The 8,780-nt window shown below is 61.2% G+C and carries 17 protein-coding genes; 16 read left to right on the plus strand and 1 reads right to left on the minus strand.

The features are described 5' to 3' along the window. The first annotated feature begins 4 nt into the window (after positions 1-4). The 16 genes from CHB88_RS21645 (at position 5) to CHB88_RS21720 (ending at position 8,234) form a co-directional block, all read left to right on the plus strand. Positions 5-577 carry a hypothetical protein gene (locus CHB88_RS21645; protein WP_089401434.1) on the plus strand — a complete coding sequence of 191 codons (573 nt, stop codon included), beginning with the start codon at positions 5-7 and terminating at the stop codon, positions 575-577. Positions 578-591: 14 nt separating this feature from the next. Further along, positions 592-1,014 carry a hypothetical protein gene (locus CHB88_RS21650; RefSeq protein WP_143131414.1) on the plus strand — a complete coding sequence of 141 codons (423 nt, stop codon included), beginning with the start codon at positions 592-594 and terminating at the stop codon, positions 1,012-1,014. Then, on the plus strand, positions 1,011-1,355 hold the full coding sequence (locus tag CHB88_RS21655) for a hypothetical protein (protein ID WP_089401436.1): 345 nt from the start codon (positions 1,011-1,013) through the stop codon (positions 1,353-1,355). Before CHB88_RS21650 ends, CHB88_RS21655 begins: the two co-directional genes overlap by 4 nt. A gap of 38 nt (positions 1,356-1,393) precedes the next feature. Beyond that, entirely contained in the window at positions 1,394-1,855 is a 462-nt protein-coding gene (locus CHB88_RS21660) for a hypothetical protein (RefSeq protein WP_089401437.1), read from the plus strand. After that, entirely contained in the window at positions 1,852-2,307 is a 456-nt protein-coding gene (locus CHB88_RS21665; RefSeq protein WP_089401438.1) for a hypothetical protein, read from the plus strand. The genes CHB88_RS21660 and CHB88_RS21665 overlap by 4 nt, the downstream gene beginning before the upstream one ends. An 8-nt stretch (positions 2,308-2,315) precedes the next feature. Beyond that, positions 2,316-2,696, plus strand: a complete 381-nt coding sequence (locus CHB88_RS21670) for a hypothetical protein (RefSeq protein WP_143131415.1) — start codon at positions 2,316-2,318, stop codon at positions 2,694-2,696. Then, positions 2,693-3,094, plus strand: a complete 402-nt coding sequence (locus tag CHB88_RS21675; protein ID WP_089401440.1) for a hypothetical protein — start codon at positions 2,693-2,695, stop codon at positions 3,092-3,094. The genes CHB88_RS21670 and CHB88_RS21675 overlap by 4 nt, the downstream gene beginning before the upstream one ends. Then, positions 3,091-3,312 (plus strand): hypothetical protein, encoded by a 222-nt coding sequence (locus tag CHB88_RS21680; RefSeq protein WP_089401441.1) that lies wholly within the window; start codon positions 3,091-3,093, stop codon positions 3,310-3,312. The genes CHB88_RS21675 and CHB88_RS21680 overlap by 4 nt, the downstream gene beginning before the upstream one ends. Further along, positions 3,309-3,677, plus strand: a complete 369-nt coding sequence (locus CHB88_RS21685; protein WP_089401442.1) for a cupin domain-containing protein — start codon at positions 3,309-3,311, stop codon at positions 3,675-3,677. The genes CHB88_RS21680 and CHB88_RS21685 overlap by 4 nt, the downstream gene beginning before the upstream one ends. Continuing rightward, positions 3,638-4,615 carry a hypothetical protein gene (locus tag CHB88_RS21690; RefSeq protein ID WP_143131416.1) on the plus strand — a complete coding sequence of 326 codons (978 nt, stop codon included), beginning with the start codon at positions 3,638-3,640 and terminating at the stop codon, positions 4,613-4,615. The genes CHB88_RS21685 and CHB88_RS21690 overlap by 40 nt, the downstream gene beginning before the upstream one ends. Next, positions 4,612-5,112, plus strand: coding sequence for a hypothetical protein (locus CHB88_RS21695; RefSeq protein WP_089401444.1), 501 nt, complete (start codon positions 4,612-4,614; stop codon positions 5,110-5,112). Before CHB88_RS21690 ends, CHB88_RS21695 begins: the two co-directional genes overlap by 4 nt. Further along, a complete protein-coding gene (locus tag CHB88_RS24885; RefSeq protein WP_143131417.1) occupies positions 5,113-6,015 on the plus strand; it encodes a hypothetical protein in 903 nt (300 codons plus the stop codon). 66 nt (positions 6,016-6,081) lie between these two features. Beyond that, positions 6,082-6,420, plus strand: coding sequence for a hypothetical protein (locus CHB88_RS21705; protein ID WP_089401446.1), 339 nt, complete (start codon positions 6,082-6,084; stop codon positions 6,418-6,420). Then, positions 6,417-6,932 carry a glycoside hydrolase family 108 protein gene (locus CHB88_RS21710; protein WP_089401447.1) on the plus strand — a complete coding sequence of 172 codons (516 nt, stop codon included), beginning with the start codon at positions 6,417-6,419 and terminating at the stop codon, positions 6,930-6,932. Before CHB88_RS21705 ends, CHB88_RS21710 begins: the two co-directional genes overlap by 4 nt. Next, positions 6,932-7,336, plus strand: coding sequence for a holin family protein (locus CHB88_RS21715; protein ID WP_089401448.1), 405 nt, complete (start codon positions 6,932-6,934; stop codon positions 7,334-7,336). The genes CHB88_RS21710 and CHB88_RS21715 overlap by 1 nt, the downstream gene beginning before the upstream one ends. Positions 7,337-7,496: 160 nt before the next feature. Continuing rightward, positions 7,497-8,234: a PEP-CTERM sorting domain-containing protein gene (locus CHB88_RS21720; protein WP_089401449.1), complete on the plus strand. Its 738-nt coding sequence runs from the start codon at positions 7,497-7,499 to the stop codon at positions 8,232-8,234. Between the two features lie 147 nt (positions 8,235-8,381). Here the strand turns inward: CHB88_RS21720 and CHB88_RS21725 are convergent, their stop codons facing one another. Next, complete coding sequence (locus tag CHB88_RS21725; protein WP_089401450.1) at positions 8,382-8,762, minus strand: hypothetical protein; 381 nt, start codon at positions 8,760-8,762, stop codon at positions 8,382-8,384. Between the last annotated feature and the right edge of the window lie 18 nt (positions 8,763-8,780).

Genomic DNA, 8,780 nt, shown 5'->3' on the forward strand with positions numbered 1-8,780 from the left:
ACACATGCACCGTACCGATGCCGCAGGTTATGCGGTAGGGAATCTTTTTACCGATGGCAATCCGTCTTCGGGCATCCCGGCCAGCGTCTTGGACGCCGCCTGGCTCAACGACGTGCAGGAGACGCTGGTCTCGGTGATCGCCGCCGCCGGCATCGCGTTGGCCAAGGGCGACTACACGCAGCTCCTGACCGCCTTGCGCTCGGCCGGCGTGTTCCAGACCCAGTCACAGGGAGATAGCACGACCAAGGCCGCGACCACGGCGTTCGTCGCTGCGGCAGCCATCGGCCTGGGCCAAAGCTGGACCGACGTCACGTCGAGCCGCGCGCTGAACACGAGCTACACCAATACGACCGGCAAGCCAATCATGATTTCGGTCTGCGCTACGAACTCAGTGTCCAATAGCACGGTAGCACTTGCGCTCACCATTGGGGGCGTGAGCAGTATTGCGAACAACAGCCGGGTGGCAGGAGGCATTGGTAATGATGCGCTGGCGGTGGTAGCCATCGTGCCCCCAGGGGCGACCTATCAAGCGTCTGCAACCCAAGCAAACTTGCTGGCATGGCGCGAGATGCGCTAACAAGGAGGTAACGCATGAAACATTACATTAACGCTGCCGGCGGATTGTTCGCTTTTGAAGACGATGGTTCACAAGACGAGTTCATCACTGACGACATGCGGCTGGCCACGGAAGCGGAAATCGCCGCCATCCAGAATCCAACGTCGGCCTATGCCGACGTGTTCGTCGGCGCCATGAATGTCGTGCGCATCAAGCGCGAGGAAATCCTGAACCGCCTGGCCGGCATCGGCTTCGCGGCGCTGGCCGAAGGCGATGCCGCCACCGCGCAGGCGATCGTGGCCACGCGCCAGTCGCTGCTCGACATCACCAAAAATGCCGGCATTCTCGCCGCCACCGATGAAAGCAGCCTGCGCGATGCCATCCTGGCAGCCTATGGCGCCATCGTCGCGGCCACGCCGGCGAACGTGCAGACCGCCTTCCGCGGAGTCGACCTGTGATCGGCCTGCAGCTGGTGGCCGGCTGCTTCGCCGGCGCTTACCTGCTCTGGCTTTTTTACCTCGCCGTGATGAGCCTGCAGCGTGCCCGCGATGCGGGCACGATCCCGAGGCCCGCCTACCTGCTCGGCCTGCCGATCCTCTATCTCGGGCTGGTCATCGACTTCGCCTGCAACGTAATGGTCGCCTCGCTGCTCTTCCTCGAGCTGCCGCGGGAATGGCTGGTGTCGGCGCGCGTGTCCCGCCACTGTCGCTCGGGCGTCGGCTGGAGAGGCACGCTCGGGTGTTGGATTTGCCATTCGCTGCTCGATGCTTTCGATCCATCCGGACGACATTGCAAGTAACCCGCCCGCCGCACGCGGGCTTTATTTTTTGGACCCCCATGCTGCCCAATCCGATCCCGATCCAGTTCGACCTGGCGCCCGGCCAGATGGCGTTATCCGGCGTGGTGCGCCTGCCGAAGATTTATCAGGGCGCGCCGTACCAGGCCGCGTTCGCGCTGCAGAACGCGACTGACGCCAGTTACCGCGACTTTTCCGGATACGACGAGATCCTCATGCAGGCGCGCCTGGGCCAGGGGCGCCCGGTCCTGTTCGAGCTGACCCAGAGCGCCGGCACGATCGGCCCGACCACGGTCGACCTTGATGGCGAGACGATTCCCGCCTTTCAGTTTGATTTTCCGGCCGCGGTGACTGAAGCCCTCGAATTGCCGGTGGCGCTGCAGCCGCAGATCAACGAGGTGCGCTTCGTGTTCGACGTCGAGCTGATCGCGGACGGTGTCGTCGTGGAGCGGCTGGCGCAGGGCATGGGCCTGATTGTTGTCAATACCACGAGGGCAGCATGAGCGCACCCGTCACCTACAACGTCATCGTCGTCGACCCGCCGCAGCGCGAGGTAGTGCAGGTCTTTACCGCAGGACCGCCAGGCGCGCGCGGGCAATCGGCGGTGACCCTGACCGCCGCGGAAGCGTTGGCCCCGAATGCGCTGGTCTACGTGAAATCAGACGGCACGGTTGCCAACGCCAGCGCCGTGGCCGAAGGCAAGGAGGCGGTCGGCTTCGTGAAAGCGGGCGTGGCGCCGGGCGCTGCCGCCACCGTCTACCTCGCTGGGAACGTGATGGCCGGCTTGTCAGGCCTGACTCCCGGTGCGGCGTATTACCTGAGTACCACGGCCGGCGGCATTGTCGATGCGGCCACGGCGGGCGCCTATGCCACGGGCAACGTCGTGCTGCCGATTGGCACGGCGCTGTCGACAACCGAATTGCTGTTTCATCCCACCACCCCTATTACTTTGTGAGGGTTTCAATGACTTTATTACCAGATCAGTCCGACAGCGCCGCGCAAGGCATGCCGCAGTCCATCGCCATTGCGCTCAACCGGCCCTTCATCCATCAGGATGCGCTCGCCGCGGCGCGCCTGCGCGTGGGCATGTGGGTGGTCACCCAGGACGGCGCCGTCGGCATTCTGACCGGCTGCGGCATTGACGCCATGGGCGAAGTGACCTTCGCCAAGCCGGATGGCACCACGCTGATGATGCTCGACCAGAACGACAAGCCGGTGCCGGTGGTGGTGCGGTCGCAGCTGGCGGATCTGCGCCAGGCGACCATCGAGGATATCCCGGCCCCGCGCCGGCCTGACGAGGCCGTCCTGATCAGCCTTGGTTACCAGCATGGAGGTGCAGCATGACGATTACCGTTGCCAACAGTGGCGAAGTCATCGCCCTGAGCTACCTCGTGAACAAGGCTGCACCGGAAAACTTGGTGTATCGCCTGTTCTGCAACAACATCACGCCGGCCGAGACCGACACCGCTTCGACCTTTACCGAGGCCGCGGGCGGCGGCTACGCTTCCAAGACGCTCACCGGCGCGAACTGGACCATCACTGGCGGCAATCCGTCAACGGCGGCCTATGCGCAGCAGACCTGGACCTTTACCGGCGCGCTGACGACCAACCCGACTATCTACGGGTACTACGCGACGCGCCTGACCTCGGGCGACCTGGTGCTGGCCGAACCCTTCACCAGCTTCACCCCGGCCGCCAACGGCGACAACATCCAGCTGACGCCGCAAATCACTGCGGAATGATGAGGGCGCTCGCGCTATACCTCGGCAACATCTGGTGGGCGCTGGATGTGCTGCTGAACGTGCTGGCGAAGGGGAAACGGGAAACCGTTTCCTCGCGTTGCGGCTGGCAGATCATCGAGCGCCGGCCGTGCTGGTTCTGCGCCTGGTTCTGCGGGCTGCTGGACAAGACGCGGTGGAAAGACCACTGCATCAACAATCGAATGGAGTCGATGAAATGAAGTACCGAACCCATGATGACGGCCCGCTGACGTCGATCAGTGTGGTACCCGGTGCGGTGGTAATCGAGATGGATTTCGACGTGCCGGGGTGCCATACCCGCCTGCATGCGCACACCTTTGACCACTGGATGGAATGCGTGCGCGGTTCGGCCCGCGTCGAGATCGATGGCATCGAATCGATCGTCGGCCCAGGTGACCGCTACCTAGTCGAAGCACACAAGAAGCATGCGGTGCACCCGCTGGCGCTCGATACGCTGCTGCGCTGTGTGCATGAACACGCCGACATCCATCCGGACAAGACCGACGGCGAGGGCATCCCGCTGGAGTGGCTGCAGCGGCTAACCGACGATTGGGGAGTGGTATGAGAGCAGGTAACTATGTCGAAGAAACGACGACCGCCATTGCCGGCGCCAGCGGCAACGGCGCGGTCACGCTGACCGCGATTGCCAACACGCCGCGCTTTTCGACGGTGCTCGGCACGGGCGCGACCACGGTGCGTTATGTCATCGAGGACACGGTGAACAAGAAGTTCGAGTCCGGCATCGGCACGGTCGCAGCCAACGTCCTCACCCGAAGTCGGCCACAGATCACCTGGGACGGCGCAACTTACAAGGATGCATCCAGTTCGGTCGCGGCCCTGGCATTCGGATCGACCCCGGCGAGCGGCAACATCAAGATCCGCATGGCGCCGCTGGCCGAGATCGCCGGCGCGCTCAAGCCGGGCAGGCAGCAGATCACCGACGCTGACAACTTGTGGGCGCTTTATCCCATCTCGGAGCACATGCAGGCCGGCAGCAACGGCTCGGCGCGCACGTTTTACCCGAATATCGAGTATTACGCCGGATATAAGATGTCCACTGCCGGCCTGCTAACCGGCATCCGCATCGACCTGAGAACCACTTCCGGCGCGGGCACGCTGAAATGGGCGTTGTACGATGTCGGCCACAATGGCCTTCCAAATAACAAGCTGGTCACGTTCAACAACGTCAACCTGAGCGCCACCGGCCTCAAAACCGATACCGCCGTCGCCTCCTGGGCGCCCGCCAACGGGATTTGGCTGCCGCCTGGCTGGTATGTCATCGGCATGATTTGCGACGTGCAGATCGACCTTGGCGGCAATACGAATAACATTGACTCGCTGTATTGCCGCTCGAACGGCTACGGCTACGGCGACACGCTGCGTGTGGCCGGCAGTTTTGCATCGGGCTTGCCAGCCACACCGTCGCTGTCCGGCGCGTCGATGAATGATCCGGGCGCTTCTGGTCATGGCAATGCCTGGATCGGCTTAAAGGTGATCGCATGATCAATTACATCGAAAAAGGCTATGCGCTGCACCAGGCCATTCGCGCCGCCGGCCACTGGCTGCATGAAGAAAACGGCGTCTGGATTTCGTCGAACGACGAAGCCGTGCAGGCGATCATCGACAGCTTCGATGCTGCCGCGGGTGCGCGCGCGGCCAAGGTCGCGGCCATCGATGCGCACGCCGCCAAGCTGCGCAACAAGGTGGTTGCCGGCATCTCGCCCGCCGAAATGTCCTCCTGGCCGCTAAAGGTCAAGGAAGCCATTGCCTACCTGGCTGACGCCAGCGCCGACACGCCGATGCTGACGATGGAAGCGCAGGCGCGGCAAATCACGGTGCTGGAACTGGCGCAGCGGGTCAAGGCCAACAGCGACCAATTGGCGATGCTGGAAGCGGTCATCGCCGGCAACGCGGGCCGGCATCGTGATGCGGTCGCGGCGCTCACTGATTGGCAAGCAGTTTCCGCCTACGATTTTTCAACCGGTTGGCCGGAGATTTAAATGAGTTTCGGCGCATCCTCGTTCGGTACGCGGCCGCTGGGTACCGGTGCGACGACGTCCGGTGGCGGCGGTGGAGGCGGCCCTGCGTCGCTCACGGTGACGCCATCCGGCGGCCTTGTCTTCTCCGGGGCTTCTTCCCAGCTGCGCGGTGGTGCCCGCTCACCCGCCGGCGGCATTGTTCTAACAGGAGCCGCCACTAAACTGCGCGGCCGCATCCCGTCGCCATCTGGTGGCCTGTCCTTGTCTGGTGCTTCGTCCCAATTGCGCGGCGCGGCCCGCGTGCCATCAGGTTGCCTGACACTGGCGGGATCCGCCACCACGCTACGCGGCCGCATTGCGTCACTTTCGGGCGGTCTGTCGTTCTCCGGCGCTGCCACCCTGGCACGTGGCGCGCTGCGGGCGATCTCAGGCGGTATTGCCTTTTCGGGCACTTCATCCTTCCTGCGGCGTGCGGCACGCGCGGCCAGCGGTGGCCTGGTGCTGGCTGGTTCGGCGGCGGTCGGCTATGCCGGCGCCCTGCAACAGCGCGTCCTCACGCCGATCGGCGGGCTCGCGCTGGCGGGGGCCGCGACCGTGCGCCGTGGCGTGGCCAGAATGGCGGCCGGTGGTCTCGCGCTGGCCGGTGCGGCGGGCGTGCGGCGCAGCATGGCCAAAGCCGGCATCGGTGGCCTCACATTGGCCGGTGTGGCGCTGGTCGTGTTGCTCGGCCGGGGGAAATATGCGCTGCTGCTGAAAGGCGTCAGGCTGCGCCAGATCACCGATGCCTCGCTCGGCACCGGCGCCAAGCCGGTCGTGCTCTACCAGGGCCGGCTGCGGCGCCGGGTGGCGTCCGAAGGAGTGCCCGTGGTGCTGGATAACGGCCGCTATCGGCTGTTGGCGGCGGACGAGACGCTCAAGCTTTAGGTGGCGTCACCTACCAGGCCCGCTCAAGCGGGCTTTTTTATTGCCAATAACAAGAAAGGGGCACCAATGGACCAGGAAGAGCGCTTTACGGAAGACATGCATCGGCAATTCCGGGAAGCGGTACTGAAACGCCTGCGCGAGGGTGACGAGCGGATGGGCGCCATGTCGGCGCAGATTAAGGAAAACACCGACCTAACGAAAGAGATGAAGGAAGACTTTGCCGACATCAAAAAAAGTCACGAAGAGCAGGGCAAGGGCATCAAGGAGATGCTCGAGATCCTCAGCGTCTCGAAAGCGGGGGGAAGGTTCCTCAACTTCGTCGGCACGGTTGTGGTGAAGGCGGCGGCCGTCTGGGCAGCGATCACCGGGATCATGCATCTCATCAACGGGAGGAACGGGACGTGAGTTTTGACCAAGCCTTTGAGCAGCTGATCGGCAACGAGGGCCGCTATAGTGACAATCCAAAGGACCCGGGCAACTGGTCTGGCGGGAAGGTCGGTGTTGGCACCCTCGACGGTACGATGTGGGGCGTATCGGCGCCGGTGGCGCGCGCCTGGGGCTACAAGGGGCGCATGCAGGATCTGCCACTGAACATGGCCAAGGCGATCGCGAAGACCAAGTACTGGGACGTGTACCAGTGCGACCAGTTCGATGACCGAATTGCGTTCCAAGTGATCGACGCGGCCTACAACGGCGGCTATCCCGCGAAATGGCTGCAGCAGGCGGCCGGCGTGACTGTCGACGGCGTGATCGGTGCCCAGACTGTCAAGGCAGTGCGGTCGACCGACCCGATGAAAATCATCATGCGCTTTGATGCCTACCGGCTGAAATACATGAAGGATTGCCAGATATGGCCAGACGTTTCCCGCGGCTGGGTGGACCGAATCGCAAACAATCTGCTGCTGGGGGCGGCGTAATGGCACTCGATCCCGTCACCGCCGTGCTCGACGTCGGCAGCAAGGTCATCGACCGGCTGTGGCCGGACCCTGGCCAAGCGGCTGCCGCCAAGCTCGAGCTATTCAAGCTAAACCAGTCCGGTGAGCTGACGCAGATTGTCGGGCAGCTGGAGATCAACAAGGCCGAGGCGGCAAACGCTTCCGTCTTCACGTCGGGCTGGCGCCCGTTTATCGGTTGGGTTTGCGGCGCCGCGCTGGTCTATCAATACCTGCTGCGTCCGATCGTGACCTGGATAGCCCTACTGACAGGGCACACGCTACCGCCGCTGCCCGGGCTAGACGACAACCTGTGGCAGCTGCTGCTCGGCATGCTGGGATTGGGAAGCTTGCGTACCTTCGAGAAGATCAACGGGGTAGCAAAGTGATGAATGAAAGCTACCAGAAGCAAATAGGGAGATGTGTCGAGTTTCTTTACATCTACCGAGCTTCCTCCACATGTGTTTCCACCAAGCATTTGATTTTAATCAGATTTGTGATGCTGGCCCGTAAGTTGCTATAGAACAATTATTGAAAATAGGAGCCCTCATGAAAGCCATCACTTCGATTCTTGCTGCCGTCGCTCTTACCGTCGGTGTTGCCAGTTCCGCGTCTGCTACCGTCTTTACCTATACGTCGAGTGGGACGATCTCCGGTGGCTACAATGACAGTTACGATTACTCAGGTCTTTTCGGTGGAGGTAGTCTCTTCGGCAAATCCTTCACGCTAACAACCAGTTTCGATACTAATAATAATTACTGGAACGAAAGTTATCCTAATCAGTACAGCAGTTCCTATGGTTACGCTCCAATGAGCGTTTCGGTTAATGTAGATGGACATTCGTACGCAACCACTATCAGCAATAGCTATAGTGGCCAAGGTTTCATTGCCAATGGCGTGAGTACAGGAAACACGAGTTACGACATTGACGAGGTATATACCTATGGCTCTGGAATTACCGATAACGGTTCGTACGTTGAAATACAGCAATACGCTTATGATTACTGGAACACGTTTGTCGGATCCTCTAACTCTTTAGACATTAGCCGTACTATTGATCCGTCTAACCTGTTCGTAAGCCAAGCATATTTCTACTTGTCAGATCCAACTGCCGGTAGCACTTACTTCAACATTTACGGTGGAACCGCATATGGCGTTAGCAGTGGCATTCAGTCGATTGTTATAAACGGTGGTAACGTGCCGGAGCCTGAGACCCTCGCTCTGTTTGGCATTGGACTGCTCGGATTTGCTGTCACACGGCGCAAGGCGAAGAAGCAAGCTGCCTGACTTATCCGCAGACGCTATCAGACCCCGCTTACAGCGGGGTTTTGCATTTATAGGCAAGGGAGACGGCGTTGCGGCCGCAATACGGAACTGCTGGCGAATATGCCGGCAATGAAATGAAAGCCCCGCGCTAATCGGTCTGTGTCGCGCTCAGTCCAGTTCCACCAATATTCTAAGCATCTGGACCGCTACCTTTTTATGCTTTTCATCCAAGCGGGTGAAGTTGTGCAACAGTGAGGCGGTCAGTAGATCCGTTGCTTGTGGCTCTGGCGCCGAATTTTGCACCGGGGTGCCAAACCTGAGCCATTCAGGCTCAACGTTGAGCATTTGTGCCAGCACACGAATCTTATTTTGGGTGGGAATCGCCTGTCCTATCAGCCATTTGCGAGCCGCGTGGATACTGACGTTCTCGGAACTAACACTATTGAAGAGTTCGGCAAGCCTGGTTGCACTGTTACTTTGGAAACCCGCCGTTTCCAAGGCGACGCTGAGGCGTTCGCTGAATTGTTCACGTTCGACCTGACTATTCATTGTTATTGGCGTTTATAT

Origin of the sequence: Noviherbaspirillum humi (assembly GCF_900188095.1) — a bacterium.
In the GTDB taxonomy this organism is placed as follows: domain Bacteria; phylum Pseudomonadota; class Gammaproteobacteria; order Burkholderiales; family Burkholderiaceae_D; genus Noviherbaspirillum; species Noviherbaspirillum humi.

Coding starts and splice junctions, on each gene's coding strand:
- CHB88_RS21645 (WP_089401434.1), top strand. CDS start 5: ATGCACCGTACCGATGCCGCAGGTTATGCGGTAGGGAATCTTTTTACC.
- CHB88_RS21650 (WP_143131414.1), top strand. CDS start 592: ATGAAACATTACATTAACGCTGCCGGCGGATTGTTCGCTTTTGAAGAC.
- CHB88_RS21660 (WP_089401437.1), top strand. CDS start 1,394: ATGCTGCCCAATCCGATCCCGATCCAGTTCGACCTGGCGCCCGGCCAG.
- CHB88_RS21665 (WP_089401438.1), top strand. CDS start 1,852: ATGAGCGCACCCGTCACCTACAACGTCATCGTCGTCGACCCGCCGCAG.
- CHB88_RS21670 (WP_143131415.1), top strand. CDS start 2,316: ATGACTTTATTACCAGATCAGTCCGACAGCGCCGCGCAAGGCATGCCG.
- CHB88_RS21675 (WP_089401440.1), top strand. CDS start 2,693: ATGACGATTACCGTTGCCAACAGTGGCGAAGTCATCGCCCTGAGCTAC.
- CHB88_RS21680 (WP_089401441.1), top strand. CDS start 3,091: ATGATGAGGGCGCTCGCGCTATACCTCGGCAACATCTGGTGGGCGCTG.
- CHB88_RS21685 (WP_089401442.1), top strand. CDS start 3,309: ATGAAGTACCGAACCCATGATGACGGCCCGCTGACGTCGATCAGTGTG.
- CHB88_RS21695 (WP_089401444.1), top strand. CDS start 4,612: ATGATCAATTACATCGAAAAAGGCTATGCGCTGCACCAGGCCATTCGC.
- CHB88_RS24885 (WP_143131417.1), top strand. CDS start 5,113: ATGAGTTTCGGCGCATCCTCGTTCGGTACGCGGCCGCTGGGTACCGGT.
- CHB88_RS21705 (WP_089401446.1), top strand. CDS start 6,082: ATGGACCAGGAAGAGCGCTTTACGGAAGACATGCATCGGCAATTCCGG.
- CHB88_RS21715 (WP_089401448.1), top strand. CDS start 6,932: ATGGCACTCGATCCCGTCACCGCCGTGCTCGACGTCGGCAGCAAGGTC.
- CHB88_RS21720 (WP_089401449.1), top strand. CDS start 7,497: ATGAAAGCCATCACTTCGATTCTTGCTGCCGTCGCTCTTACCGTCGGT.
- CHB88_RS21725 (WP_089401450.1), bottom strand. CDS start 8,762: ATGAATAGTCAGGTCGAACGTGAACAATTCAGCGAACGCCTCAGCGTC.